At 72.5% G+C, this 24850-nt stretch carries 24 protein-coding genes and 1 riboswitch; of the genes, 6 read left to right on the top strand and 18 right to left on the bottom strand.

The genetic code is table 11. The features are described from left to right. Positions 1-12: 12 nt before the first annotated feature. From ACWF79_RS15325 to ACWF79_RS15310, 4 genes are all read right to left on the bottom strand, one after another. A complete protein-coding gene (locus tag ACWF79_RS15325) occupies positions 13-747 on the bottom strand; it encodes a D-Ala-D-Ala carboxypeptidase family metallohydrolase (RefSeq protein WP_453728590.1) in 735 nt (244 codons plus the stop codon). Between the two features lie 133 nt (positions 748-880). Further along, a complete protein-coding gene (locus tag ACWF79_RS15320) occupies positions 881-2140 on the bottom strand; it encodes an NAD(P)/FAD-dependent oxidoreductase (RefSeq protein ID WP_453728651.1) in 1260 nt (419 codons plus the stop codon). A gap of 68 nt (positions 2141-2208) precedes the next feature. Beyond that, a complete protein-coding gene (locus ACWF79_RS15315) occupies positions 2209-3669 on the bottom strand; it encodes an FAD-dependent oxidoreductase (RefSeq protein WP_453728589.1) in 1461 nt (486 codons plus the stop codon). Then, positions 3666-5117 (bottom strand): FGGY family carbohydrate kinase, encoded by a 1452-nt coding sequence (locus tag ACWF79_RS15310; protein ID WP_453728588.1) that lies wholly within the window; start codon positions 5115-5117, stop codon positions 3666-3668. The genes ACWF79_RS15315 and ACWF79_RS15310 overlap by 4 nt, the downstream gene beginning before the upstream one ends. Before the next feature lie 309 nt (positions 5118-5426). Between ACWF79_RS15310 and ACWF79_RS15305 the strand changes: the two genes are divergently transcribed. Both ACWF79_RS15305 and ACWF79_RS15300 read left to right on the top strand, forming a co-directional pair. Next, positions 5427-6404 (top strand): hypothetical protein, encoded by a 978-nt coding sequence (locus ACWF79_RS15305; RefSeq protein WP_453728587.1) that lies wholly within the window; start codon positions 5427-5429, stop codon positions 6402-6404. A gap of 56 nt (positions 6405-6460) precedes the next feature. Then, positions 6461-7993, top strand: a complete 1533-nt coding sequence (locus tag ACWF79_RS15300; protein ID WP_453728586.1) for an amino acid permease — start codon at positions 6461-6463, stop codon at positions 7991-7993. Positions 7994-8110: 117 nt separating this feature from the next. On the opposite strand, the gene ACWF79_RS15295 is transcribed toward ACWF79_RS15300, so the two are convergent. Next, a complete protein-coding gene (locus ACWF79_RS15295; protein ID WP_453728585.1) occupies positions 8111-8863 on the bottom strand; it encodes a GntR family transcriptional regulator in 753 nt (250 codons plus the stop codon). A gap of 198 nt (positions 8864-9061) precedes the next feature. Between ACWF79_RS15295 and ACWF79_RS15290 the strand changes: the two genes are divergently transcribed. Further along, positions 9062-10402, top strand: coding sequence for a DUF2252 domain-containing protein (locus tag ACWF79_RS15290; protein ID WP_453728584.1), 1341 nt, complete (start codon positions 9062-9064; stop codon positions 10400-10402). Positions 10403-10434: 32 nt separating this feature from the next. Here the strand turns inward: ACWF79_RS15290 and ACWF79_RS15285 are convergent, their stop codons facing one another. Continuing rightward, positions 10435-11823 carry an FAD-dependent oxidoreductase gene (locus ACWF79_RS15285; RefSeq protein ID WP_453728583.1) on the bottom strand — a complete coding sequence of 463 codons (1389 nt, stop codon included), beginning with the start codon at positions 11821-11823 and terminating at the stop codon, positions 10435-10437. 24 nt (positions 11824-11847) lie between these two features. Continuing rightward, on the bottom strand, positions 11848-12225 hold the full coding sequence (locus tag ACWF79_RS15280) for an ArsR/SmtB family transcription factor (protein WP_361963159.1): 378 nt from the start codon (positions 12223-12225) through the stop codon (positions 11848-11850). A 111-nt stretch (positions 12226-12336) separates the two neighbouring features. Here ACWF79_RS15280 and ACWF79_RS15275 point away from each other — a divergent pair, with 111 nt between their 5' ends. Beyond that, complete coding sequence (locus ACWF79_RS15275) at positions 12337-14235, top strand: heavy metal translocating P-type ATPase (RefSeq protein ID WP_453728582.1); 1899 nt, start codon at positions 12337-12339, stop codon at positions 14233-14235. Between the two features lie 744 nt (positions 14236-14979). On the opposite strand, the gene ACWF79_RS15270 is transcribed toward ACWF79_RS15275, so the two are convergent. Together ACWF79_RS15270 and ACWF79_RS15265 are read right to left on the bottom strand one after the other, a co-directional pair. Further along, positions 14980-15513 carry a PadR family transcriptional regulator gene (locus ACWF79_RS15270; RefSeq protein ID WP_453728581.1) on the bottom strand — a complete coding sequence of 178 codons (534 nt, stop codon included), beginning with the start codon at positions 15511-15513 and terminating at the stop codon, positions 14980-14982. Between the two features lie 32 nt (positions 15514-15545). Next, the gene (locus tag ACWF79_RS15265) at positions 15546-17567 is read right to left on the bottom strand and encodes an oxidoreductase (RefSeq protein ID WP_453728580.1); all 2022 of its coding nucleotides are present in this window, start codon (positions 17565-17567) and stop codon (positions 15546-15548) included. Positions 17568-17817: 250 nt separating this feature from the next. Between ACWF79_RS15265 and ACWF79_RS15260 the strand changes: the two genes are divergently transcribed. Beyond that, positions 17818-18291, top strand: a complete 474-nt coding sequence (locus tag ACWF79_RS15260) for a nuclear transport factor 2 family protein (RefSeq protein ID WP_453728579.1) — start codon at positions 17818-17820, stop codon at positions 18289-18291. An 18-nt stretch (positions 18292-18309) separates the two neighbouring features. Here ACWF79_RS15260 and ACWF79_RS15255 read toward each other — a convergent pair whose 3' ends face one another. The 8 genes from ACWF79_RS15255 to ACWF79_RS15220 form a co-directional block, all read right to left on the bottom strand. Then, positions 18310-19164, bottom strand: coding sequence for an ATP-binding cassette domain-containing protein (locus ACWF79_RS15255; protein WP_453728578.1), 855 nt, complete (start codon positions 19162-19164; stop codon positions 18310-18312). Next, positions 19161-19910, bottom strand: coding sequence for a cobalt ECF transporter T component CbiQ (gene cbiQ / locus ACWF79_RS15250; protein WP_453728577.1), 750 nt, complete (start codon positions 19908-19910; stop codon positions 19161-19163). Before cbiQ ends, ACWF79_RS15255 begins: the two co-directional genes overlap by 4 nt. Positions 19911-19916: 6 nt before the next feature. After that, positions 19917-20258, bottom strand: coding sequence for an energy-coupling factor ABC transporter substrate-binding protein (locus tag ACWF79_RS15245; protein WP_453728576.1), 342 nt, complete (start codon positions 20256-20258; stop codon positions 19917-19919). Then, the gene (locus ACWF79_RS15240; protein ID WP_453728575.1) at positions 20255-20956 is read right to left on the bottom strand and encodes an energy-coupling factor ABC transporter permease; all 702 of its coding nucleotides are present in this window, start codon (positions 20954-20956) and stop codon (positions 20255-20257) included. The genes ACWF79_RS15245 and ACWF79_RS15240 overlap by 4 nt, the downstream gene beginning before the upstream one ends. Positions 20957-20985: 29 nt before the next feature. Further along, a riboswitch (cobalamin riboswitch) is annotated at positions 20986-21183 on the bottom strand. A gap of 100 nt (positions 21184-21283) precedes the next feature. Continuing rightward, the gene (locus ACWF79_RS15235) at positions 21284-21688 is read right to left on the bottom strand and encodes a PTS-dependent dihydroxyacetone kinase phosphotransferase subunit DhaM (RefSeq protein WP_453728574.1); all 405 of its coding nucleotides are present in this window, start codon (positions 21686-21688) and stop codon (positions 21284-21286) included. Then, entirely contained in the window at positions 21685-22299 is a 615-nt protein-coding gene (gene dhaL, locus ACWF79_RS15230; protein ID WP_453728573.1) for a dihydroxyacetone kinase subunit DhaL, read from the bottom strand. Before dhaL ends, ACWF79_RS15235 begins: the two co-directional genes overlap by 4 nt. 7 nt (positions 22300-22306) lie before the next feature. Further along, positions 22307-23299 carry a dihydroxyacetone kinase subunit DhaK gene (gene dhaK, locus ACWF79_RS15225; RefSeq protein WP_453728572.1) on the bottom strand — a complete coding sequence of 331 codons (993 nt, stop codon included), beginning with the start codon at positions 23297-23299 and terminating at the stop codon, positions 22307-22309. 127 nt (positions 23300-23426) lie between these two features. Next, positions 23427-23564 carry a hypothetical protein gene (locus ACWF79_RS15220; RefSeq protein ID WP_453728571.1) on the bottom strand — a complete coding sequence of 46 codons (138 nt, stop codon included), beginning with the start codon at positions 23562-23564 and terminating at the stop codon, positions 23427-23429. Positions 23565-23628: 64 nt separating this feature from the next. Between ACWF79_RS15220 and ACWF79_RS15215 the strand changes: the two genes are divergently transcribed. After that, complete coding sequence (locus ACWF79_RS15215; protein WP_453728570.1) at positions 23629-24255, top strand: TetR/AcrR family transcriptional regulator; 627 nt, start codon at positions 23629-23631, stop codon at positions 24253-24255. On the opposite strand, the gene ACWF79_RS15210 is transcribed toward ACWF79_RS15215, so the two are convergent. Further along, a complete protein-coding gene (locus tag ACWF79_RS15210) occupies positions 24240-24746 on the bottom strand; it encodes an ATP-binding protein (RefSeq protein WP_453728569.1) in 507 nt (168 codons plus the stop codon). The two genes, ACWF79_RS15215 and ACWF79_RS15210, sit on opposite strands and share 16 nt — an antisense overlap. Positions 24747-24850: the final 104 nt, after the last annotated feature.

Genomic DNA, 24850 nt, shown 5'->3' with positions numbered 1-24850 from the left:
TCGCGTAGCGGGTCAGATACCGCAGCTACTTGCCGACCAGAAGCGCGAGGCGCGGGTGTCCACGTGCGTGTGGTCACCATGGCCCGGGTAGCCGGGGCCGAGGATCCCGTTGAAGCCGTGGTTGCGCGCCTGCTTCGCGAGCGTGCACAGCGACGGCGACCCCGTCAGGTCGATGCCGTCGCCGTACAGATGGCGGCTGTCGGAGGCGCCGCCGACCGCCGCGTTGCATGCGTGCGAGCGGAAGCCGCTGCTCACGGAGATGGGCACGTCGCCCAGCGCGTGGCGCAGCGCCTCCAGCTTCCACATCGCCCGCAGGGCGTTGGACTTCGCGGTGGCCGCGCTGACGGCGCCGCCGGAGAAGTCGCCGTTGCACTTGTTGAGCTCGGCGTAGGTGAAGTGGACCGGCGTGCAGTCCGCGTCCTGGAGGGCGTACAGCTTCGAGAAGGTGGCGGGACCCGCGACGCCGTCGGCGGCGAGCCCGTACGCCTGCTGGAAGCGGGTCACCGCGGCCTTGGTCGCGGGGCCGTAGTCGCCGTCGACGGCGAGCACGGCGCCGTAGCCGGGGTATCCGGCCACCCGGATCTGCAGTTGTGTCACGTCCGCCCCGGACATGCCCGAGGAGAGCGTACGGCCCCAGGTGTAGCACTCGTCCGCGTGCGCCGTGCCGGACGTGGCGACCGTTCCCGCGAGGGCGGCGGCCACCACCATGAGTGTGGCGAGCAGGGATCTGACCATGCGCCGGACCATGACACCTCCGTGTCGGAACTGGACGGGTTCTCCGCCCTCATGTTCGGTCATGAACATGACCACGAGGATGGGGTGAGGTGACGCGGCGGTCAACGGGTGGGGGCACCTGCCAGTGGCCCAGGCCATTGGCAGGTCACGTGCGGACCCGCACCGTCACCGGCCCGCCCGCCGGATCGACCTCGCGCGCCCATCCGGCGGCCATACGCACCGAGCGATGCGGCCACGCCGTCCCCACGACCCGGCCGACGTGCAGGACCCGACCGCCCTGAACCACCTCCACGAGCGGCCGCGCCAACGGCTCACGCGCCCGGAGCAGGAACGGACGCAGGCCGGTCTCGTCCGCCGTCGGGAAAGGGCGCGGACCCGTCCCGTACGTCAGCCGGTTCGGGGCCACCCACCGCACCGGGCCCTCCGGCCGTACCGGTACCGCCGTGACCGGCCAGGGCTCGCCCGACAGGTACCGCAGGACGGCGTCCGCGGCGGCCCGCCCCTCGGCCGCCGCGACCCCTGCCGACTCGACCCCACGCAGGACGTTCCCCGCGGCGAAGACGCCTGCCGTGGCGGTGCGGTGGGCTGCGTCGACCGAGGGTCCCCGTGTGCCCGCGTCCAAGGGCACGCCACCCATGCGGGCCGGCTCGTGCTCCGGAATCCAGTCGCCGGTGAACACGACCGTGTCGCAACGGATCACCCCGTCCCGGCCGTCGTCGTGGTGGACGCGGACGCCGGTGAGCCGGCCTCGGCCCACCAGCTCGGTCACGGTCGCGCCGGTCAGCAGTGGCGGAGACGGGAACCTCTCCCAACGCCGAAGCCCGTGGGGCTGTTCGGTGACCATCGCCACGACGTCCACCTGGGCCCCCCGGAGCGCCCGCACCGCGTGGTGGGCCACCGGTTCGGCGCCGATCACGACGGCGCGCCGCCCGAGCCGCTCCCGCCGGACGCCGTACAGGTGCACGGACTGCTGGAGTTCGCCCGTCGTCAGCACTCCGGCCGGTCGCGTCCCGGGCACCAGCCGTGCGCTGCGCGGCCGTTCGCGCGCGCCGGTCGCCAGGACCACCGCCCGCGCCGTGATCCGTTCCAGGCCGGTCGGAGCCGTGACGTCCAGCGTGAGCGGTCCGGCCCACCCGGTCACCGACACGCCCGTACGGACCGTGGCTCCCGCCCCGCGCGCCGCGCGCGCCAGTCGGCGGGCGTAACCCGGTCCGTCCAGCGGGCGTCCGAAGTCGACCAGGCCGAAACCGCCGTGCCCGCAGTGGCGCGGCACCCCGCCGGCCTCCTGCTCTCGCTCCACGACCTCGACCCGGTACCGGCCGGCGCCTAGGGAGGCGAGCCGCGCCGCCGAGGCGAGCCCGGCGGGTCCCGCGCCGACGACGAGCACGTCGACGGACCGTTCCACAGCCCGGCCGGCGAAACGGTTCGCCGGCCGGGCGGCGATCGCGTCCGCGACCCCGTCCCCGAACCCGCTCAGCGCTCCGTCCACGGCCGCCAAGTCCCCTCCTCGAACATCGACCGGACCGCCGCCCCGCAGGAGAAGCCCTGGCATCGGCCGCCCCGCGCCCGCGTACGGCGCCGCAGGCCGTCCAGCGAAGCCGGCGGGATCGTCGAGGCGAGCGCGGCTCGGATCTCGCCCCGCGTCACTCGCTCGCAGTGGCACACGATCGCGCCGAACTCAGGCTCATGTGCGATGAGTTCGGCGTCCTGGTACGGGCGCGGGAAGGCCTCGCCGAGGTTCGGCATCCGGACCGGGGCGAGCGGACGCTCCGCCCCGAGCGCGAGGCCGCACTCCGCGAGCAGCTCCACCACGTGCGCGGCGATCGCCAGGGAGGCGGTCAGGCCGGTCGACCGGATGCCGCCCGCCGTGACGTACCGCGACCCGGGGTGGGCGGCACACCGGTAGTCGTCGTCCTCGGTGGCGGCCCGAAGGCCCGAGTAGACCGCGGTCACCTCCTCGTCGAGGAGCGCGGGCAGGATGCGGCGCCCCTGGGCGCGCAGGGCCGCAAGGCCCTCGGCGGTCGTCCCGGTGGCCGTCCGGTCGTCGAGGTTCTCCGCCGTGGGACCGAGCAGCACCTTCCCGTACACCGTCGGTGCGACCAGGACTCCCTTGCCGAGTGCGCCCGGCACGGGCAGGAGGATGTGGCGGACGAGGGCGCGGGCGAAGGAGTCGAAGACGATCAACTGGCCGCGTCTCGGTGTCACCGTGAAGTCCCGCCGCCCGAACAGGGCGTCGAAACGGTCCGCGTAGAGCCCGCAAGCGTTGACGACGTGGCGGGCGCGCAGGACTCCACGGGGCGTGATCAGCCGATGAGGGCTCCCCATAGCGGCTTTCTCCACACGGCAGTTGAGATGCAGGTCCACCCCCGAGCGCACGGCTTGGGTGGCGTACGCGAGGGTCGTCGTCCACGGGCAGATGATCGACTCGCCCGGCACTTCCAGTGCTCCGAGCGCGCCTTGCCCCAAGTGCGGCTCGCGCGTACGCAGTTCGTCGGGGCCCACGACGCGGGTCGTGCGATGGCCGTTGCGTACGGCCTTGTCGGCGAGACGGGGGAGGGTCGCCAGCTGCTCCTCGTCCCAGGCGACGAGCAGCGCTCCGAGCGGCTCGACGGGAATGCCCGTCTCCTGCGCGTAGTCGAGGAGCAGGCGCTGTCCGTCCCGTACCAGCCGCGCCTCCAGCGAACCGGGCACGGCGTCGAAACCCGTGTGCAGGATCGCGGTGTTGGCCTTGGACGTGCCCTCGCCGACATCGCCGGACGCCTCGACCAGCGCGACCCTCAGCGGCCGTCGGGCCAGCTCGCGCGCGACCGCGCAGCCCACCACCCCGGCGCCGACCACCACGACGTCGTACTCCGCGCCGGGCGCCGAGGTGTCCGGAAGCGTGCCCGCGCGGGTCACCCTCCCGAGCCGCCGCCCCGACTCTTCCGGCGTCATGGGCGTGGCGCCCTCGCGTCCCCGTCGAGGAGCGCCGCGACGGCGGTACGGAACCGGCCCAGGCGCTCGGCCGCCTCCGCACCGCTCACGGCGGGTTCGTAGACGGCCGACGGCTTCCACTCCGGTACGGCCTCGTGGACGGCGAGCCCCGGGTCGAGCCCGAGCCGTGCCACCGTGCCGACCCCGAGCGCCGTGGCGTCGGGCAACGCAGAGACCTCGACCGGGAGTTGCAGCAGATCCGCCTGGGTCTGCATCAGCAGCGCCGAACGGGTGAGCCCGCCGTCCACGCGCAAGGAGGTGAGGGGCCGGCCGAGATCGGCAGCCGCGGCGCCGGCCAGCTCCACCACCTGCGCGGCGACCCCCTCGCAGAGTGCCCGGACCAGATGCCCGGCGGTCGTGTCCAGCCCCAGACCGTGCAACGAGCCGCGCACGTCGCCCCGCCACCAGGGCGCGGCGAGGCCCGCCAGGGCCGGGACGAAGGTGACCCCGCCGCTGTCCGGCACCGTGCCGCCCACCGCATCCAGCTGGTCGGCCCCCGACAGCACCCCGAGGTCGGTCAGCCAGCGCACGGCGGACGCGGCCGTGTACACCTGTCCGTCCAGGCAGTAGCTCGTACGACCCCGGAGCCGCCAGGCCACACAGCTCACGAGCCCCGAGTCGCCCAGACGGGGCGTCGATCCTGTCTGTGCGAGCAGGAACGCCCCTGTTCCGTAGGTGCACTTGGCAGAGCCCGGGTCGGTGACGCTCTGCGCGAGCAGGGCCGCCTGCTGGTCCACGAGCAGCCCGGTCAGCGGGATCGCTGGACCGAACGCCGTCGTCGTGCCGACACGTGTGTCCGCGTCGATCACCCGGGGGAGCCGTTCCGCGCCCAGGCCGAAGACGTCGAGCGCGGGCGTGGACCAGGAGACCGAGTCCAGGTCCAGGAGCCCGGTGCGGCCCGCCGTCGCGGCGTCGGTGACGAACGCGCCCGTCAGGCGGTGCACCAGCCAGGCGTCGCTCGTGGTGACGACGCCCGCGCCGGTGAGATGCCGACGGATCCAGGCCATCTTGGGGGCGGCGAAATAGGGATCGAGCGGAAGCCCGGTCCACTCCCTCAACGCATCGGCATGGTCCGCGAGTTCGCGGCAGAGATCCTCGGATCTGCGGTCCTGCCAGACGAGCGCGTCGGTGAGCGGCTCGCCCGTCGCCGGGTCCCAGGCGAGGACGGTCTCACCCTGGTTGGCCAGTCCCACGGCCGCGACCGGCGTGCCCGCCTCGGCGAGCGCGGCGCGGCCGGCGGCGACGACGGAGTCGTACAGCTGCGCCGGATCGACCTCGACCAGGCCCCCTGGCAGGTGGCGGGGTCGTACGGGCGCGGAACCGGTCCCGATGACGCCACGCTCGGGGCAGACGACGAGCGCCTTCGTCCCTGAGGTTCCCTGGTCGACGGCGAGCACCGGACCCGTCATCACTCGTACTCCCGTCCTCGAAGGGGCAGCGGTCCTTGATCGCGGAACCGGCAAGACTGGTGCACGCGCCGCGTCCCGTCAAGCGCGTGGGAGTCCATCCGTCGGCTCCCCCTGAGGATGATGACGGTCGATCATATTCGTTCCTTGGCTGGATAGTTACGGTCAGATCCGAAAGCGGATCGGGATCAGCCGTCGGACTCTATAGTGATCGCCGATCAACGGCCGGACACCCACGGGGGTCGACCTCCCACGGTTGCCGCCCCCCACCCACCGAGGAGCCATGTCACCCACCGCACGTCGTCCCGCTCCGTGAGGGCAGGGCACGGCTTCCGACCCGTCTACCATCCGGCGGGCCACGACCACGCCCTGCGCCACGCGGTCCAGGACCTGCGGACCGGCCGCTGGGTGTCCATGGCCCGATTACTGGACGAGACGAAGTGCTGGGCCGACTGGACGCGGCGCACCCAGGTGCTCGGCACCGTGGCCGCGGGTGGCGACGTCGTCCAGGCCTGGCGGACCGAGCAGCCGGACAGCGTCCCCGCGGGCGTCATGCACGCCCGTGTCGCCGTCGAGCGGGCCGTACGCGCCCACCGGGGCGGCCACCCCCGCACCCGCGAACTGTGGCAGGAGGCATGGACCGCGTGCCACGGCTCCGCCGAACGCGCCCCCGCCGATCCCGTCCCCTGGATCTGCCTCCTCGCCCTCGCCGCCCTGGACGATCGGCAGCGCATGGCGGAGCACCGGCTCCCCGCGCCGGCGCCCCTCCTCCCGTCCGGCCCGTGGGAGCTGCTGGCCGAGTGCGAGCGGCGCGACCCGCAGAACCGCGAGGCGCACCACCGGATGCTCCAGTTTCTCTACGTCCGCCGCTCCGGCTCACTCTCCGAGGCCGTCAACTACGCGCAGTGGGCGTCCGTTTCGGCCCCCACCGGCTCGGCCCTGCACGCCCTGCCGCTGTACGTACGTGTGGAGCGCTACCGACGCGAGCGCGGCCACACGCGCGCCCTGGACCTCCACTGGGTCGCCGAGGACGCCGTCCGCGACGCCCACCACGCCCTGCACTCCTGGTTCCTGTTCTGCGCGACCGACGAGGCCTCCCTCCTCGACCTCAACCACCTCGCCCACGCCCTCTTCGGCGCCCAGCGCTTCGCCGACGCCGCCCGTGTCTTCGAGGCCCTCGGGCCGTACCACACCGTGCTGCCCTGGGCCTACCGCACCGACCGCCCCGACGATCGCGCCCTCGCCACGGAAACCTTTCTGCGCGCCCGCGCCCGCTGCCTCGACCCCTGACCCCCCCCGTCGTCCCGACGTCCCCCGGCCCGTTTCGTACCCCTGGAGGTACCGGCATGTCCCGCACCGCCCCCGTCGACGCGACACGCAGGCCCCACGCGGGCGGCCAGGACGACGAGGCCCGGCTGAGAGAGCTCGGCTACCAGCCCGTCCTGGCCCGTCGCATGGGCGGCTTCGGCAACTTCGCCATCAGCTTCTCCGTCATCTCCGTCCTCTCCGGGTGCATGACGCTCTACGGATTCGGCCTCGGCACCGGCGGACCCGCCGTCATGCTGTGGGGCTGGGCGGGCGTCGGACTGTTCGTGCTCTGCGTCGGCCTCGCGCTCGCCGAGGTCACCAGCGCGTACCCGACCTCCGGCGCGCTGTACTACATGGCCGACCGGCTGGGCGGCCGCCGCTGGGGCTGGTACACCGGCTGGCTCAACCTGCTCGGCCTGCTCGGCGCGATCGCCGGCATCGACTACGGCGCCGCCCTGTTCACCGGCGCCTTCCTCAACCTCCAGTGGGGCATCGTTCCCACCGCCGGATCCACCTTCCTGATCTTCCTCGCCATCCTGCTGCTGCACGCCGTGCTCAACCTCTTCGGCGTCCGCCTGGTCAGCGTGCTGAACTCCATCAGCGTCTGGTGGCACCTCGCCGGAGTGGCCGTGATCGTCGGCGCCCTGGCGTTCATTCCCGACCGCCACCAGTCCGCCGAGTTCGTCTTCACCGAGTTCGTCAACGACACCGGCTGGGCCAACCCGTTCTACGTCGCCGCCGTCGGCCTGCTCCTCGCCCAGTACACCTTCTCCGGCTACGACGCCTCCGCCCACCTCTCCGAGGAGACCTCCAACGCCTCGGTCAGCGCCGCGAAGGGCATCGTGCGGGCCATCTGGGTCTCGTGGCTCGCCGGTTTCGCCCTCCTCGCCGGCCTGACCTTCGCGATCCAGGACTACGCGGGCACGCAGAACAGCGCCACGGGCGTCCCGCCGGCCCAGATCTTCCTCGACGCGCTCGGTTCGGGCGGCGCCACCGCGCTGCTGCTCGTGGTGATCGTGGCCCAGCTCTTCTGCGGCAACGCCGAGGTCGCCGCCGCCAGCCGGATGGTCTTCGCCTTCAGCCGCGACAACGCCCTGCCGGGCTCCGCCCTCTGGCGGAAGGTCAGCAGCCGTACGCAGACGCCGGTGCCCGCCGTCTGGCTCGCCGTCGGCGTCGCCGCCCTTCTCGCCGTACCGTCGCTCTACTCCGCCACCGCGTACGGGGCCGTCACCGCGATCAACGTCATCGGCATCACGCCCGCCTACGCGATCCCGATCTACCTGCGCCTGCGCGCGGGAAAGCGGTTCACGCCGGGTCCGTGGAGCCTGGGCCGCTGGAGCCGCCCGATCGGCTGGACCGCCGTGGGCTGGGTCGCCCTCGTCACCGTGCTCTTCTGCCTGCCGCAGAAGTCGCCGGTGACGATCGACTCGATGAACTACGCGGTCATCGCGCTGGCCGTGGTCCTCGTGCTGGCGAGCGTCTGGTGGTACGTGGCACGACGCTCGTACGGCACACCGTCGGCTTACGGAACGGCCCGGGAGGAGGCGGAGATCGAGGAGGGGATCGTCTGACGGAGCAGCCGGATCGGATCCAAAATACTGGATCCATGATCCATGATCCTGGATATTGGATCCAGGATCATGGATCCGTGATCCGCAATCCGGGAGATTGGATCCGATCTCCCTTCGTCAGCCGCTGAACTCGTAGGTCCAGGAAACCCCCTGCGCCGCGCAGTCGATGTCCGTGATCTCCAGCGCGTGCCCGTGCTGGTCGCACACGACCCGGTGGACGATCAGCCGGGGCGCCCCGCCCCCCACGCCGGTGGTGGCGCCCGGTGGTACCCCGATCGACTCCCGGCGGGTGAGCCGGAGTCCGGCCTGATGCATCCAGTGGTAGAGCAGCCTCAGGTCCGGGCGGAGGACGGAGCCCCGGGTCCGCCGGTACCTGGCGAGCTGAGGGATCTCCGAGAGCGCCGCACGCGAGAACCAGGACACCGACCGCTGCATCGGCGTCCCGCCGGGGGAGAGGACCACATGCCGGTGGACGAGGGTCGGTTCGCCGGGCACGAGCCCCAGACGCGCCACGAGGCCGGCAGGCGGTGACTCCCAGGTCAGCGAGGCGCGTACCAGGGCGTCGGCGGCTTCCGTGCCGCCGGGGAACAGTTGTCGGCGCACCGTCAGAGACGGTTCGCGCGGCTCCTGTTCGGTGCCCGCCGCGAAGGTTCCTCGTCGGTCGGTGACGACGAGCCGTTCCTCGCGCAGCAGTTGGAGCGCACTCCGGACGGTCTGCCGGTTGACGTGGTAGCGGTGCGCGAGCGAGCGCTCGGACGGGAGCCGGCTGCCGGGGGCTATGTGCCGTTCGGCGAGGTCGCCCCGCAGGGCAGCGGCGACCCGCAGATAGAGCGGGACCGCCGCAGGCTGCTCGGGTTCGGGTTCAGTCATGTTCCAACCCCTCTCTTTGCTCAGCGTGACAGTCTGGTCCGCAGGGGTGATCAATTCCTATCATTGGTCTAAACCATTAAGGAAGGGGTGGCGACGGGAGTGGCCGAAAGCCGGGTCGCCCCGGGGTGCGGACCGAGCCGCCTGACCTTGTAATGAATCCCAACCGGAAGAGGCTGCGAAAGAGGCGGGTGAGGCCGGATGACGACACCTGCGGCGCGGGCCGAGGCGGGCAGGGCGGCCCGCAAGAGGGTGCCGCGCTCCTCCCACGGCCGCTGGATACCCCCCTCGCAACGCCCGGACCCGCTGAGCGTGCTGGAGCGGCAGTCCGTCGACCGGGTGCCCGAACTGGTCCCGATCCGCTACGGCAGGATGGCGGCCTCGCCGTTCGCCTTCCTGCGCGGCGCGGCCGCCGTCATGGCCGCCGACCTCGCCCCGCAACGCCACACCGGACTCACCGTCCAGCTCTGCGGCGACGCCCATCTGCTCAACTTCGGCGTCTACGCTTCACCCGAACGGGCGCTTCTCTTCGACGTGAACGATTTCGACGAGACACTGCCGGGCCCCTTCGAATGGGACGTCAAGCGGCTCGCCGCCAGCGTGGCCGCCGCCGCCCTCCAGAACGGCAGCAGCAAGGCCAAGGCCCACCAGGCGGCCCTCGTCGTCGGCGAGTCCTACCGCACCGCCATGCGCCGCCTCGCCGGCCTCGGCGAACTCGCCGTCTGGTACGAGCGGATCGCCGCCGACGACCTGGCCCCGCTGGTTCGCCGGGGGCGCCGCGCCACCTTCGAGAACCGTCTCGCCCGCGCCCGCCGCCGCACGAGTCTTCAGGCGTTCGGCAAGCTCACCGCCCTCGACGAGAGCGGGAGGCGCCGCATCGTCGACGACGCCCCGCTCCTCGAGCGAGCCACCGACCTCGACCGCGTCACCCTCGGCAAGGTCTTCAGCGACTACCGCAGCTCGCTCTCCGAGGAGCGCCGGATCCTCCTGGACCGCTTCCATTACGTGGACGCCGCCCGCAAGGTCGTCGGCGTCGGCAGCGTCGGCACCCGCTGTTTCATCCTCCTCCTGGAAGGCCGGGACGACAGCGACCCGCTGATCCTCCAGATCAAGGAGGCCGGCCGCTCGGTCCTGGAGGAGTACCTGTCGCCGAGCGCGTACGGGCACCAAGGCCAGCGGGTCGTCCGGGGCCAGCGCCTGACGCAGGCCGCGAGCGACATCTTCCTCGGCTGGATGACCGGACCGGAGAAACGCCACTTCTACTGGCGGCAGTTGCGCGACATGAAGGGATCCGCCGAGGTGGAGACCATGTCCCCGGCGATGCTCCGCGCGTACGCCGGCCTCTGCGGCCGCGCCCTGGCCCGCGCCCACGCCCGCTCCGGCGACCGCATCGCCATCGCCGCGTACCTCGGCTCCTCGGACGTCTTCGACCGCGCCGTCGCCGACTTCGCGATCCGCTACACGGACCAGAACGCCGACGACTACGCGGTCCTGGGCGCGGCGATCGCCGCAGGCGTCGTCACGGCGGCGCCGGGCGTCTGACACCCGCCCGCCGCCCCGTCACGCAGGCCGAACTACGCCTCGCGCCGCAGTGGCGGCGTCGCCGGGGTCTGCGGCACCGGCCCGAAGAGCACCTGCCGGGCCACCGCCGGGGCGAACAGCGCGGTCATCGGTGCCGACAGGGTCAGTACGGAGCGGAACGCGGCGCCCACCACGGGATCCCCGCCGTACCGCTGCTGCAGCCGTCCCATGTACCACCCCACCGGCTTGTCCATCGCGCGCGTCGCGATCGCGTTCCCCGTCGCGCCCGGCATCTTCCGGTCGGCCCCGGCCGAGATGTCCCAGGCCTGCTTCGAGGCGTCCAGCAGCGCCTTCTGGACGGTCCGCGTCGTCGGCGTCCGCTTGGGATCGGCCAGGGCCCGGCGCAGCGCGACGGCGCTCAGCGCGGCGACGGCCATGCCCTGGCCGTAGATCGGATTGAAGGCGCACAGCGCGTCGCCGGTGGCGAGGAAACCGGCGGGCCTGCGGCCCGGACGGTCGTACCGGCGGCGGATGTTGGCGGTCTGGCGGAAGCCATGGACCGGGGACTCCGGCGTGGCCTTCGCGATCCACTCGCTCAGGACCGGGTGCGGAAGCTTCGCCGCGAAGGCCTCGAACCCCTTCTCGTCGGTGGGCGGCAGATCGCCCCGAATCCCGGACAGGGTGACCAGATGGAGCCCGCCCCCGACGGGCAGCGCCACGCCCCCGTACACCTGCTCGGGGTTGGGGACGAGGTTGAAGCCCAGCGCGTCCACGGCCGGGTCCTCGACGGCGCGGTACATCCGGGTCGCGTAGGCAAGGCCGGTGTCGATCGTCTCCTCGTGCGGCGCCTCCGCGCCGATCGCGGCGAGCCAGTCGGACGCGTGCGTGCCGCGGCCCGACGCGTCGACCACCAGATCGGCCTCCAGGGGGCGGCTCTCCCGCTCCTTGCCCGCGCCCCGCTCGCGCACCAGGACGCCGCGCACACGCAACGCGTCACCGAGCAGACCGACCGTCTCGGTGCCCTCCACGGCCTCGATCCGGGGATCGGCGAGGACCCGACGGCGCACCAGCCACTCCAACTGGGGCCGCGCGCCCGTGTAGAGGTGCGTGCTGGCCGGGTGGCGGCTGAACCAGCGGCCGTTCTGCCACTGCACCATGTCCTCGGGCATCCCCACCCGGGGCGCGCCGAGTTCGAGCAGTTCGGCCGTACAGCCGGGCAGCAGCTCGTCGAGCGCCTTCTGCCCCGAGTCGAGCAGCACGTGCACGTGCCGCGACTGGGGTACCCCGGGCCGGGCGTCCGGCCCCTCCGGGAAGCGGTCGCGCTCGACGACCGTGACCCGATCCGCGTGTTCGCTCAGTACCCGCGCTGCCAGCAGGCCCGCGAGACTTCCCCCGATGACCACCGCGTGACGTGTGCCGCGGCGCCCCAACTCGTCGGTCATACCCGCCCCTTCGACGAAGTCGATCTACGACTTCCCAGTATCCACCGTCTCCCGGGGCACGTCGCGTGCGCCGAGCCGCAGATGCTCGATGTGGTACACGGCTTCGTCGAGGAGTTGGGCGACGTGGTTGTCGTAGAGGCTGTACTCGATCCGGCGGCCCTGCCGCACGCCGGTCACCAGGCCCAGTGCGCGCAGCAGGCGCAGCTGGTGGGAGACGGCGGACTGTTCCATGTCGACGGCGGAGGCCAGTTCGGTCACTCCGCACGGCCCTTGCCGCAGCCTGGTGAGGATCATCAGCCGCGAAGGCGTCGCGAGGGCCTGGAGGGTGGCGGCGATCGTGGCCGCGGACTCCGCGTCCAGGTGGGTTGCCGGGGTCGTCCCGCCGTTCGCTCCATGTCCCATGGGCTCATCGTAGTCGCGGCGGCGAAACTCATGAATGAAGACCTCTTCATGTATTCCGCTATGGTGGTCGCGTCAGCCACGCCACCCCTGCGATCGAAGAGGTGCCCGCCCATGGCTTCCCCGGCGCTCGACACGCGGACCGCCGCTTCCCCCGACAAGGCCCCACCGGGCTCCCGGCGCACGCGCGCGTGGTCCCTGCCCGAGGTCCGCTGGGCCGCGCTGTCCGCCCTCGCCTTCCTCCTCGCGCTGCCCCTCGACCTGACCGACGCGCCCGCCTGGACCTGGGGCCCGCTCTACGCGGTCTGTTACGCCGCCGGCGGCTGGGAGCCCGGGCGGGAGGGCCTCGCGGCGCTGCGCGAGAAGACCCTCGACGTCGACCTGCTCATGGTGGTCGCCGCCCTCGGCGCCGCGGCGATCGGCCAGTACCTCGACGGCGGCCTGCTGATCGTCATCTTCGCCGTCTCCGGCGCCCTGGAGGCGCTCGCCACCCGCCGCACCGCCGACTCCGTCCGCGGACTGCTCGCCCTCGCCCCCGCGCGGGCGGTACGCCTCACGGGCACCGGGGCCGAGGAGTCGGTGGACGTCGCCGAGCTGCGGATCGGGGACACGGTCCTCGTACGGCCGGGGGAGCGGCTGCCCGCCGACGGCACCGTCCTCGACGGTGCGAGCGACGTCGACCAGGCCGGCATCACCGGGGAGCCCCTGCCCGCGCCCAAGTCGCCCGGCGACGAGGTGTTCGCCTCCACGCTCAACGGCACGGGGGCTCTGCGCGTACGGGTCGACAAGGACGCGGCCGACTCCGTCGTCGCCCGGATCGTCGCCCTCGTCGAGGAGGCCAGTGCCACCAAGGCACCCACCCAGCTCTTCATCGAGAAGGTCGAACAGCGCTACTCCGTCGGCGTCGTCGTCGCCACGCTCGCGCTCTTCACCATCCCCCTCGCGTTCGGCGCCGACCTCACCTCCACCCTCCTGCGCGCGATGACCTTCATGATCGTTGCCTCGCCCTGCGCGGTCGTCCTCGCCACCATGCCGCCGCTGCTCTCCGCCATCGCCACCGCGGGCCGACACGGCGTCCTCGTCAAGTCCGCCGTGGTCATGGAACGCCTGGGCGCGGTCGACCGGGTCGCGCTCGACAAGACCGGCACCCTGACCGAGGGCGTGCCGCGCGTCACCGGCCTCCAGGGCGACCCGGCGGCGCTCGCCCTGGCCGCCGCGGCCGAACGGTCCAGCGAACACCCGCTGGCACGCGCCGTGGTGGCCGAGGCACGCGCGCGTGGGCTGCGTGTCCCCGAGGCGAGCGACTTCACGTCGGTGCCGGGCGACGGGGTACGGGCCATGGTCGAGGGCCGGGACGTGCGGGTGCGCCGGGCCCAGGGCGAACACGCCGACACCGCCGTCGAGGTCGTCGTCGACGGCGCCCGCGTCGCCGTCCTGACCTTCGCCGACCGGCTCCGTGACGGCGCCCCGGCCGCCGTCGCCGCGCTCACCCGTCTCACCGGCACCGCACCCACCCTGGTGACCGGCGACAACGCGGGCGCTGCCGCCCGGATCGCCGAGCGGGCCGGCATCACGGACGTACGGGCCGGGCTGCTGCCCGAGGACAAGGTCGCGGTCGTACGGGAGTGGGAGCGGGCCGGCGCCCGGGTCCTGGTGGTCGGCGACGGCGTCAACGACGCCCCCGCGCTGGCCGCCGCCCACACCGGTATCGCCATGGGCCGGGCCGGCTCCGACCTGGCTCTGGAGACCGCCGACGCCGTGGTCGTTCGGGACGAACTGGCCACGGTCCCCGCCGTCGTGGCCCTCTCCCGCCGCGCCCGCCGCCTGGTCGTGCAGAACCTGGTGATCGCCGGCACCTGCATCGCGGCCCTGGTGATCTGGGACCTGGCGGGCCACCTCCCGCTCCCGCTCGGCGTGGCCGGCCACGAGGGTTCGACGGTCCTGGTGGGCCTCAACGGCCTGCGGCTCCTTCGCGACGCGGCCTGGCGAAAGGCGACGGTCGCGGGCCAGTGAGCGACGCGGCGGGCCGGCTTCCGTCCGCCCCGGCGGCGCTTGGACCGCTGCCCGTTCGGTCTACGGTCCCGCGCCGCACGGCTCCTCTGCTCGTAGCGTCCTAGCGACAGCCTGGTTTCACACGTCAGGAGGCGCGATGAGCTGGCGCAGTGTCGTGGCGGGTATAACCATGGCCTGCGCTTGCGTTGTCCCATTGGCCGGGACGGCGCAGGCGCAGGACCTCAACTGCCCGGACTTCGACTATCAGGAAGACGCGCAGGCGGAGTTCGACAGGGACCCGAGTGACCCGCACCGCCTCGACGAGGATCGGGGTACGGACGACAACATCGCCTGTGAGTGGCTTCCCCGGAGAAGCGCGGCCACCGTGCTGCCCCTGGACCCAAGGGCGATGTTCCCGGAGCCCACGTTGGCGCCTGTGACGCCCACCTCTGTGCCTCCGACCCCGACCCCGGTGCCTCCGACCCCGACCCCGGTGCCTCCCACGCCGACCCCGGTGCCTCCGACCCCGACCCTGACCCCTGTGCCTCCGACGCCGACCCCCGTGCCCCCGACCCCGACCCCTGCGCCCCCGACCGGCACGGTGCTGCCTTCGCGCGGGGCGCAGGGCGGCGCCGGTGGAAGCTACGGCCCCACAAGCTTCGAAACCGGACTCGGGCTCGGTCTTGCCGCCGTATCGCTCCTGGCCGGCGCGTATGTCCTGCGCAGGCGCCGGGCCCGTCGCTAGCGGTCCAGCGGTCTACCGCCCTATCGGTCCAGTTCCGCGAGCGCGTGCGTCAGCCACTCCACCCAGAAGCGCTCCAGGTCGATGCCGCCGCGCAGGACGAGGTGGCGGAGGCGGTCCGGTTCGGTCTCGCGGCGTTCCGGAGGGAAGTCGCGTTCCTCGATCGCCCGGTATTCCTCCAACTGGCCTTGGTGCAGGGCGAGATGGCGGCACAGCTCCTCCCGCATGCCCGGCGCACCGACGACCGCCGCCGCCCGCATCCGTAGCAGCAGGGAGGAACGCAGCGGTTTGGGGTCCTCGGTGCGGGCGACCCAGTCGGCCAGCTCGGTGCGGCCCGCGGGCAGCACCTCGTACTCCTTCTTCTGGCCACGCGCCGGCACCGGAGCAGGCAGGGCGCGGATGTGCCCGGCCTGCTCCAGCTTGCCCAGCTCGCGATAGATCTGCTGGTGCGTGGCCGACCAGAAGTAGCCGATCGACCGGTCGAAGCGGCGCGTCAGCTCAAGACCGGAGGACGGCTTCTCGAGCAGCGCCGTGAGGATCGCGTGCGGGAGGGACATGCACGCATCCTAGGTTCGGGGCCCCGGCGCGATCACAGGGTCGCGGCCAGCCGCGTGCCCTGGTCGATCGCGCGCTTGGCGTCCAGTTCCGCGGCCACGTCCGCGCCGCCGATGAGGTGCGCCGTACGGCCCGCAGCGATCAGCTCCTCGTACAGGCCGCGGCGCGGCTCCTGACCGGTGCACAGGACGATCGTGTCGACCGGGACGGTCTGCGGCTCCCCGTCGATGGTGAGGTGCAGGCCCTCGTCGTCGATCCGCTCGTACGACGCGCCGGCGACCATGGTGACGCCCCGGTGCTTCATCTCCGCGCGGTGGATCCAGCCGGTGGTCTTGCCGAGACCGGCGCCGACCTTGGTGGTCTTGCGCTGGAGCAGATGGACCTGGCGCGGCGGCCGGGGCCGCTCGGGGGCGCGCAGTCCGCCCCGGCCCTCGTACGAGGTGTCGACGCCCCACTGCTTGAAGTACGTCTCCGGGTCCTGGCTCGCGCCCTCGCCGCCGTCGGTCAGGAACTCGGCCACGTCGAAACCGATGCCGCCGGCGCCGATGATCGCGACCCGCTCGCCGACCGGCGCGCCGTCGCGCAGGACGTCGAGGTAGCTGACGACGCTCGGGTGGTCGACGCCCTCGATCTCCGGGGTGCGGGGGGTGACGCCGGTGGCGACGACGACCTCGTCGTAGCCGTCCAGGTCGGTGGCTGCGACCGGGGTGTTCAGCCTGACCTCGACCCCCCGCGCGTCGAGCTGGACGCGGAAGTAGCGGAGCGTCTCGTCGAACTCCTCCTTGCCCGGTACGCGCTTGGCGATGTTCAGCTGACCGCCGATCTCGCTCGCCGCGTCGAACAGGGTGACGGAGTGGCCGCGTTCGGCGGCGGAGACGGAGAAGGCGAGACCGGCGGGGCCCGCGCCGACCACGGCGATCCGCTTGGCGAGCCGGGTGGGGGAGAGGACCAGTTCCGTCTCGTGGCAGGCGCGCGGGTTCACCAGACAGGAGGTGATCTTCAGGCTGAAGGTGTGGTCCAGGCAGGCCTGGTTGCAGCCGATGCAGGTGTTGATGGTGTCGGCGCGGTCCGCGGCGGCCTTGGCGACGAAGTCGGGGTCGGCGAGGAACGGGCGGGCCATGGAGACGATGTCGGCGCGGCCCTCGGCGAGGATCTGCTCGGCGACCTCGGGGGTGTTGATGCGGTTGCTGGTGACCAGCGGGATGGAGACCGAGCCCATCAGCTTCTTCGTGACCCAGGTGTAGGCGCCGCGCGGCACGGAGGTCGCGATCGTCGGGATCCGGGCCTCGTGCCAGCCGATGCCGGTGTTGATGATGGTCGCGCCGGCCGCCTCGATCTCCTTGGCGAGGGAGACGACCTCCTCCAGGGTCGAGCCGCCCGGGACCAGGTCCAGCATCGAGAGACGGTAGATGACGATGAAGTTCTCGCCGACCTGCTCGCGGATCCGGCGGACGATCTCCAGCGGGAAGCGCACCCGGTTCGCGTAGCTGCCGCCCCAGCGGTCCGTGCGGTGGTTGGTGGCGGCCGCGATGAACTCGTTGATGAGGTAGCCCTCGGAGCCCATGACCTCGATGCCGTCGTACCCGGCGGCCTTGGCGAGCTCGGCGCAGCGCGCGTAGTCCTCGACGGTCTGCTCGACCTCGGCGTCGGTCAGCTCGTTGGGTACGAAGGGGCTGATCGGCGCCTGGATCGCGCTGGGGGCGACGAGCCCGGGGTGGTAGGCGTACCGGCCGAAGTGCAGGATCTGCATCGCGATCCGCCCGCCCTCGGCGTGCACGGCGTCGGTGATGAGCCGGTGCTCGGCGACCTCCTCCTCCGTGGTCAGCTTGGCCCCGCCGTCCCAGGGCCGGCCGGCCTCGTTGGGGGCGATCCCGCCGGTCACGATGAGCCCGACGCCACCGCGGGCGCGCTCGGCGTAGAAGGCGGCCATGCGCTCGAACCCGTTCTCGGTCTCTTCGAGACCGACGTGCATGGAGCCCATGAGCACCCGGTTGGCCAGGGTGGTGAACCCGAGGTCGAGCGGGCTCAGCAGGTGCGGGTACGGGGTCGGGGTCATGGGGGGCGCCTCCTCGCGCAGGGTCGTCATGACTGTTGTAGACGACTCCCACACCGTTGTGCAACAAGTTGCATAACGGCACGAGCGTGATCTGCGCGACGTTGCGAAGCACCGCCGGGCCTGCCGTGCGGGCGGGGGGTGCCTGAGGGGGCGGGTGCGTCGTCGTTCGACGGACCGGTCACTGCGTGTGTGCGCGCGTCAGATCAGAAAGCTGTCGCGGTGCCTCTGGCCACGCTGATAGGACAGGTGGATGACTGCGGAAGCCCTTGATCCCACGGACCGTCTGGTTGCTGAGCGAGCTTGCGAGCGCCTCATCGTCGAGTTCGTCCACAAGCTGGACCTCGGCAATCCGGGTGAGGTGGCTGAACTGTTCACGGATGACGGGGTCTGGGAGTGGGCGGAAGGTGACCGCCGGATTCAGGGCCGTGACGCGCTGCGGTCGTATTTCGCCGGTCGGCCCGCGGACCGGCTCTCGCGCCGGATATGCACGAACATCCTGGTCACCGTCACCTCCGAGGCCACAGCGACGGCGACCACTTACTTCACGACCTACCGTGTCGATGGATACACGGACGGCTTCGTGCCCCCACGGGCCCCTACACAGGTGGGCCACTATGAGGACACGTTCGTCAAGGTCGACGGAGTGTGGCTGCTCAGTTCCCGTTCCTTGTTTCTGGCCTTCGCCGGACCGACCGAGCGGCTTGAACCAGCTGACAAGCAGTGAGCCCGCCCCCCGGGGCCATCAGGTCTGCCCCTGGCGGGAGTGGGCAGTCCACGCCGTCAGGTCCTCCGCGGTGCGTGGGCCGGGCGTCTCTGGGGCGAGGAGGCCGTGGGCGCGTAGGAGGCGGGTCACCGCCATGCCCCAGGGGCGGCGCAGGCGGGCCGCGTCGAGGAGGGCGTCGTCGGCGAGCAGGGTCTCGATCGGTCCCGTCCGCAGCCCGTCCGGGGTGAGAACCGCCGCCTCGTCCGCCCAGCGCAGGGCCAGGTCGACGTCGTGGGTCGCCATCACGACCGTCGTGCCCGCGTCCCGCAACCGGCCGAGCACCTCAAGAAGGCGCTCCTGGCCGTGCGGGTCGAGCCCCGCCGTCGGCTCGTCCATGATGAGGACCCGGGGGCGCATCGCCACCGCCCCGGCGATCGCCGCCCGCTTCCGCTGGCCGTACGACAGCAGATGCGTCGGCCGGTCCTCCAGCGCGACGATGTCCAGCGCCTCAAGGGCCTCGCGGACCCGGAGTCGTACCTCCTCCTCCGGCAGACCCAGGTTCATCGGCCCGAACGACACGTCCTGCCCGACCGACGCCGCGAACAGCTGGTCGTCCGGGTCCTGGACGACCAGCTGCACGGTCGTCCGCAGACGGGTCAGCCCCTTCCGGTCGTACGACACCTCCGTGCCGTCGAGCCGCAGGACCCCGCTGTCGCAGCGCAGGCCCCCGCTGAGCAGCCGCAGCAGCGTCGTCTTGCCGCCGCCGTTGCGGCCGAGCAGGGCCAGCGCCCGGCCCTCCGGGACGGCGAAGTCGATGCCGTCCAGGACCACCGGCCCGTCCTCGTAGGCGAACGTGGCCTTCAGCAGTTCCACGACAGGGGGTGCGGGGCTCACGGCAGGGACCTTTCCAGTACGAGAGTGAGGGCGACGAGCCCGGCGAGCAGGCCCGCCGTCGAGGCGAGGAAGCGGCCCGAGATCGCGGCCTCGGGCACCAGGACCCGCAGCGTCCCGTCGTACCCCCGCCCCGCCAGCCCGGTCTGCAGACGCTGCGCCCGGTCGAAGGCGCGGACGAACGCCGTGGCGCCGAGCCCGGCGAGCGAACGCCAGGTCGCCGCCCGCGTGGTCAGCCCCAGCCGGGCCGCCTGCGCCTGTCGGATTTTGGATATCGCATCCAGAAGAAGAAAGCTGATCCGGTACATCACCAACGCCACATCCACCACGGGCGCCGGGACCCCGGCCCGCACCAGGCGCGGCAGGACATCGGACACGGGCGTGGTGAAGGCGAACAGCAGCACGCCCAGGGACGCGGACGACGTCCGCAGCAGCAGCTCACCGGCGTGGACCGGCCCGTCCTGCGCGAGCACGACGAGTCCCCGGTCCCCTCCCACCTCGAACAGCAGCGGGATCGCCCCGGTCACACAGAAGCCCAGTGGGATACGGAACGCGCGCCACAGCTGACGCCCCGGCACCCCCGCCGGACCGAGAAGGACGACCAGGGTGGCCGCCGCGACCAGAACGGCACCGGGCCACGGCGGCAGACAGACCGCGCACAGCGTCAGGCCGAAGCCGAGCACGGCCTTCTCGCACGGATGACGGCGGCGCCAGCGACTGCTGTGCGCCGCCGCGTCGATCGGCAGCACCGGCGGTTACGTGTCGTCCGACGCCGACTGCAGCGCCTTCGCCTCGGCCCGGGCCTCGCCCTGCTTGCGGCCCCTGTGCACGCCGAAGTAGTACGCCAGCACGCCGGCGCCGAGTGCCGCCTGAAGGGCGAAGAGGGCCGACTCGATCTCACCGGAGGCGGGCTCGTAGAGCGGGCTGAACCACGGTTCGTAGTCGGGAGCGATCTCCGTGATCGCCGCCTCCGCCTCGCCGTCGGCTCCGGTGAACGGTTCCTCCTTGTGGTCGCCGAGGCCCAGGACCAGCGGCAGCACCGCCAGAGCCGCGACGACGAGCAGAATCAGGGAGTTGATCTTCGCGTTCCGGCTCATCGGGCGCTCGCCTCCGCGGTGTCGGCCTTCTTACGGGACGGGAGCAGAATCCCGAGCCGGGTCAGATCCCCCTTGCTGGACTGGGTGAGCAGCCGCATGACGAGCACGGTCAGCAGACCCTCGCTGACCGCGAGCGGCAGCTGCGTCACGGCGAAGATCCCGCCGAACTTGGCGAGCGCCCCGGCCACACCGCTGCCCGGGTCGGGGAAGGCCAGCGCGAGCTGGACGCTGGTCACGCAGTACGTCGACAGGTCGGCGACGAACGCGCCGAAGAACACACTCACCATGAGCGGCACGTCGAAGCGGCGCAGCAGCCAGTACGTACCGAATCCGGCCCACGGCCCGACGATCGCCATCGAGAACACATTGGCGCCGAGCGTGGTGAGCCCGCCGTGCGCGAGCAGCAGCGCCTGGAACAGCAGCGTGATCGTGCCGAGGACCGCCATCACCGGCGGACGGAACAGGATCGCGCCCAGGCCCGTACCGGTCGGGTGCGAGCAACTGCCCGTCACGGACGGGATCTTGAGAGCGGACAGGACGAACGTGAACGCGCCGGACGCGCCCAGCAGCAGGGTGGACTCGGGGTTGGCCTTGACCTCGCGGGTCAGCGCGCGGACGCCGTGGACGACGAAGGGAGCGGACGCGACGCCCCAGGCGGCCGCGTGCACAGGGGGCAGATACCCCTCGGCTATATGCATGGTTGGGAGACCCTCTCCAGCACCTCGTGGATGGACAACGCACCTTGGCCGGTCTCCTGGCTGACGGGTCATGCCGCCGCGGCTCCGCCTTCCCACACCGCCGCGGTCTCCCGCGGCGGTCCAGTGGCTTCCCCCCAGGGGGATGGAGCCGGACTTCCCGATCACAGTGGCGAGGGCCGCACCGGTACCGCACCGGTTTCCCGTACACCAAGGCGCTGTGACATTAGTGGGTTGACCAGCTACATCACAACACGGGTGCGCTCCCGGACGGTGTGTGACGGATCTCCCGCGCGCCCCCCGCCCGCCCCCGTCCCCTCTCGTGCGCGCTCACTCCTTCCGGTACGTGTACGCCTCCTGCGCCGCTGCCGTCACCGCGTCCAGGTCCCCGCCGGCGCTCGCCGTGACGAGCGCGGCGACCGCGCCCTCGACGAACGGGGCGTCCACGAGGCGCGCCCCCTCCGGCAGTTCGTCACCCTCGGCGAGGAGCGCCTTGACCGTCAGGACGGCGCTGCCGAGGTCGACGAGGAGGGCCACCCCGGCACCGCCGTCGACCGCCTTCGCTGCTTCCACGATCCGCTCGGAGCTGGTGCCCAGACCCCCGTCGGGAGCGCCTCCGGCGGCGGCGACCGGCGCGGTCGCCCCGCCGCCCGCGAGCCCCTGGGCCAGGGCGGCGACGGCGTCGGCCACGGCCGCGCTGTGCGAGACCAGCACGATGCCCACCTGGCCGGTCATGCGGCGGCCACCTCCGCGAGCGCGGCGATCAGCAGCGCCGACGACGTCGCGCCGGGGTCCTGGTGCCCGATGGAACGCTCACCCAGATAGCTCGCCCTGCCCTTGCGTGCCTGGAGGGGTACGGTCGCGAGGGCGCCGCGCTCGGCCGCGTCCCGGGCGGCGGCGAAGGAGTCGCCGAGCGCCTCCGCCGCGGGCACGAGCGCGTCCAGCATCGTCTTGTCGCCGACCTGGGCCCCGCCGAGCCGGCCGACGGCCTCGACCCCGGCGGCCAGCGCCGACGCCAGGTCCTGCCGCGTCACGGACTCCGCCTCGCCGAGTGCCTTGCCGGTGCGGCGCAGCAGCGTCCCGTACAGCGGGCCGGACGCGCCGCCCACGGTGGAGATCAACTGCCGTCCGGCGACGGTGAGTACGGCTCCCGGCGTCGCGGGCGGCTCCTTGTCCAGCACCTCCGTCACGGCGGCGAACCCCCGCTTCAGGTTGGCGCCGTGGTCCGCGTCGCCGATCGCCGAGTCGAGTTCCGTGAGGTGCTCGGCCTCACGGTCGACGGCGGCCGTTGCCGTGGCCAGCCAGCGGCGGAAGAACGCGGCGTCGAGCTCGTTCACTTCGGACATCCCTCTCTCACCGGCCCCAGCGCAGCGCGGCCGTCTGCACGGGCGCGTCCCAGAGCCGCAGCATCTCCTCGTCGGCCTCGCAGAGCGTCACCGAGCAGCCTGCCATGTCCAGCGAGGTGACGTAGTTCCCGACGAGCGTGCGGGCGACGGGCACCCCGCGCTCGGTCAGCACCCGCTGCACCTCGGCGTTGAATCCGTAGAGTTCGAGCAGGGGCGTGGCCCCCATCCCGTTCACCAGGGCGAGGACCGGCCCGGACGGCCGCAGGTCTTCCAGTACGGCGTCGACGGCGAAGTCCGCGATCTCGCGCGAGGTCATCATCGCGCGCCGCTCCCGCCCCGGCTCGCCATGGATTCCGACCCCCAACTCAAGCTCACCTTCCGGGAGGTCGAAGGTGGGGCTGCCCTTCGCGGGCGTGGTGCACGCGCTCAGTGCCACGCCGAGACTCCGCGACCGCTCGTTCACCCGCCGCGCGATCGCCTCCACCCGCTCCAGCGGCGCCCCCTCCTCGGCGGCGGCTCCCGCGATCTTCTCCACGAAGAGCGTCGCCCCCGTGCCCCGCCGCCCGGCCGTGTACAGGCTGTCCGTCACCGCCACGTCGTCGTCGACCAGCACCTTGGCGACCTGGATGCCCTCGTCCTCGGCGAGCTCGGCCGCCATCTCGAAGTTGAGCACGTCACCGGTGTAGTTCTTGACGACGAACAGCACCCCGGCCCCGCTGTCGACCGCGGCGGCGGCCCGCACCATCTGATCGGGCACCGGCGAGGTGAACACCTCCCCGGGACACGCGGCGGCCAGCATCCCGGGGCCCACGAACCCCCCGTGCAACGGCTCGTGCCCGGACCCGCCCCCGGACACCAGAGCCACCTTCCCGGCGATGGGCGCGTCCCTCCGCAGCACGACACGGTTCTCGACATCGACGGTGAGTTCGGGGTGCGCGGCGGCCATGCCCCGCAGCGCGTCGGCGACGACGGTCTCCGGAACGTTGATCAGCATTCTCATGGGCTTTCTCCTTGAGAGCCTGGCGGTGGGGCCTACGGCAGTATCGAGCTTGCGGCCCTCAAGGTCACGTGTCCTGGGCGCCCGGGGTGGTGCTGTGGCCGGGGCCTCGCCGCCGTGTGACACCGGCTCAGACCGGGGCGCGCAGAGGGATCGAGGCGAGTTTGGCCGGGTCGACGACGATCCGGATGCCGGCGATGCGGCCTCGGGTGACGGTGAAGGCCGGGAGAAGGTGACAAGCCCGGTCCGCCGGGACCTGCTCGGGCACCGGTCGCTTCCCTGAAAACGTGGCGCGTCAAGGTTTTAGGGTCGGTGAGGGCTAGAGTGCCTGAGTGAGCACACGAGGGTCCCGGGGGCCTTACGCCAAGACCGCCGCCAAGCGGCAGCAGATCCTCGACGCCGCCCTGGCGGCCTACGCCGAGGCGGGCAGCAGGGGGGTGTCGGTGCGCGACATCGCCCAGCGGGTGGGGTTGACCGACGCGGGGGTGCTGCACCACTTCGGCAGCCGGGAAGCCCTGCTCGCCGCGGTGATCGAAGCCCGTGACACCTCCGCCGCCGAGGCGTACGGCCCGGAGACGGTGCTGTGGCGCACGGAGTTGCTGGCGGAGAATGCCGCCACGCCCGGGCTTGTCAAACTGTTCCTGGACATCGCGGCGGCCTCCGCCGACCCGGACCACCCGGGGCACGAGTTCTTCACCGAGCGCTACCGCCGGCTGCGGGAGCAGATCGCGGCCCTGCTCGTCGCCGGTCCGCCCCCGGGGCTCGAGTCCGCCGAGCCGGACGCCGGCCGCGACGCCGACTGGGCCGCCCGGGTCCTGCTGGCCGCGACCGACGGCCTGCAGCTCCAGTGGCTGCTGGAGCCGTCCATCGACATGGCCGGGGACATCGGACGGCTGCGCGATGTGCTGATGGACGCCCTGGGGGACGAGCGGGCGTCCGGGCCTCAGGCGACGGGGTAGTCCGCCTCCGGCGGTTCCTGCGCGCCGTCGGCTCCGGGAGCCAGGGTCACCACCACCCGTGTGCCGCGAGCGGTCCGCACGATGGTGCAGTCCAGGGCGTAGGCGCGCACCAGGCCCAGGCCTCGGCCGCAGCACGCGTCGAGGCCGTCGCCGGGCAGGCGGGGGCGTCGGCGGCGCCACCGTCCGGTGTCCTGGACCTGGACGGCCACGGTCCTTCCCGTCGTCGTCAGAAGGACGGCGACATCGAGGCTGCCGCTGTGCCGCACGACGTTGGTCACGAGTTCGGTGACGATCACGGTGAGGGCCTCGTCGGCGTGGTCGCCCAGGTTCCAGCAGCGTGCCGTGTCCCGGGCGAAACGCCGGAGCGAAGGGACCGCCTCGACGGTCGCGGCCATGACGGACACGGCCTGCCGGGCCCCGTACAAGGGCTGGTGGGGAGTGACGCTCGGGGGGCCGCTCTGCGCGGCGACGGGGGAGGCGGCGATGTGCATGGGGAGGGCTCCTTGCGCCTGGGGGGCGGGGCGCGGTCGACGGCTCGAAACCGTCCGGTCTGCCACGGTAAGCGCAAAAACTTTGGCTGTCTAGGTTTTCGCAA

This window comes from Streptomyces sp. NPDC054975, from assembly GCF_053609105.1.
The sequence above is the reverse complement of the archived record's forward strand: the minus strand, read 5'-3'. Positions and strand labels throughout refer to the sequence as shown.

Excerpts from the sequence above, each read along its gene's own strand:
- ACWF79_RS15290 (WP_453728584.1), top strand. The coding sequence starts at position 9,062 with ATGACGACACCTGCGGCGCGGGCCGAGGCGGGCAGGGCGGCCCGCAAG.
- ACWF79_RS15260 (WP_453728579.1), top strand. The coding sequence starts at position 17,818 with ATGACTGCGGAAGCCCTTGATCCCACGGACCGTCTGGTTGCTGAGCGA.
- ACWF79_RS15240 (WP_453728575.1), bottom strand. The coding sequence starts at position 20,956 with ATGCATATAGCCGAGGGGTATCTGCCCCCTGTGCACGCGGCCGCCTGG.
- ACWF79_RS15210 (WP_453728569.1), bottom strand. The coding sequence starts at position 24,746 with ATGCACATCGCCGCCTCCCCCGTCGCCGCGCAGAGCGGCCCCCCGAGC.
- ACWF79_RS15265 (WP_453728580.1), bottom strand. The coding sequence starts at position 17,567 with ATGACCCCGACCCCGTACCCGCACCTGCTGAGCCCGCTCGACCTCGGG.
- ACWF79_RS15245 (WP_453728576.1), bottom strand. The coding sequence starts at position 20,258 with ATGAGCCGGAACGCGAAGATCAACTCCCTGATTCTGCTCGTCGTCGCG.
- ACWF79_RS15315 (WP_453728589.1), bottom strand. The coding sequence starts at position 3,669 with ATGACGCCGGAAGAGTCGGGGCGGCGGCTCGGGAGGGTGACCCGCGCG.
- ACWF79_RS15270 (WP_453728581.1), bottom strand. The coding sequence starts at position 15,513 with ATGTCCCTCCCGCACGCGATCCTCACGGCGCTGCTCGAGAAGCCGTCC.
- ACWF79_RS15275 (WP_453728582.1), top strand. The coding sequence starts at position 12,337 with ATGGCTTCCCCGGCGCTCGACACGCGGACCGCCGCTTCCCCCGACAAG.
- ACWF79_RS15295 (WP_453728585.1), bottom strand. The coding sequence starts at position 8,863 with ATGACTGAACCCGAACCCGAGCAGCCTGCGGCGGTCCCGCTCTATCTG.
- ACWF79_RS15235 (WP_453728574.1), bottom strand. The coding sequence starts at position 21,688 with ATGACCGGCCAGGTGGGCATCGTGCTGGTCTCGCACAGCGCGGCCGTG.
- dhaL (WP_453728573.1), bottom strand. The coding sequence starts at position 22,299 with ATGTCCGAAGTGAACGAGCTCGACGCCGCGTTCTTCCGCCGCTGGCTG.
- ACWF79_RS15280 (WP_361963159.1), bottom strand. The coding sequence starts at position 12,225 with ATGGGACATGGAGCGAACGGCGGGACGACCCCGGCAACCCACCTGGAC.
- dhaK (WP_453728572.1), bottom strand. The coding sequence starts at position 23,299 with ATGAGAATGCTGATCAACGTTCCGGAGACCGTCGTCGCCGACGCGCTG.
- ACWF79_RS15310 (WP_453728588.1), bottom strand. The coding sequence starts at position 5,117 with ATGACGGGTCCGGTGCTCGCCGTCGACCAGGGAACCTCAGGGACGAAG.
- ACWF79_RS15325 (WP_453728590.1), bottom strand. The coding sequence starts at position 747 with ATGGTCCGGCGCATGGTCAGATCCCTGCTCGCCACACTCATGGTGGTG.
- ACWF79_RS15285 (WP_453728583.1), bottom strand. The coding sequence starts at position 11,823 with ATGACCGACGAGTTGGGGCGCCGCGGCACACGTCACGCGGTGGTCATC.
- ACWF79_RS15300 (WP_453728586.1), top strand. The coding sequence starts at position 6,461 with ATGTCCCGCACCGCCCCCGTCGACGCGACACGCAGGCCCCACGCGGGC.